This is a genomic window from Massilia genomosp. 1 (assembly GCF_011682185.1).
GTDB lineage: Bacteria > Pseudomonadota > Gammaproteobacteria > Burkholderiales > Burkholderiaceae_D > Telluria_A > Telluria_A rubra.
In genome coordinates, this window is sequence record NZ_WHJF01000558.1 from 1 (window position 1) to 280 (window position 280).

Sequence of the window (280 nt, forward strand, 5' to 3'; positions counted from 1 at the left end):
TTGATCGCGCCGCTACGGTCGCGAGCAACGGGTGCGGGTATTTTACATGTTCCGCTGCGCTGGCCGGGTGCGCCAGGGCCGCCGCCACGGCCAGCGGCGGACCCTGCCGACGCTGCGCTTATCTTGTATATTGTGTGGCTACGCCATCGACGACAAACAATTCCACATGACCACCACTTCCCCCTTCAAGCGGCCGCGCCTGCTCATTCTCGGCTGCGGCGATGTCGGCATGCGCCTCTTGCCGCTGGTGCGCGCGCGCTTTCGCGTGTTCGCCGTCACC

The 280-nt window shown here is 65.7% G+C and carries 1 pseudogene; it reads left to right on the forward strand.

From position 1 onward, the window contains the following. Positions 1–166: 166 nt before the first annotated feature. Positions 167–280 (forward strand): annotated as a pseudogene (locus F1735_RS37185) (SDR family NAD(P)-dependent oxidoreductase); the annotation flags it as partial.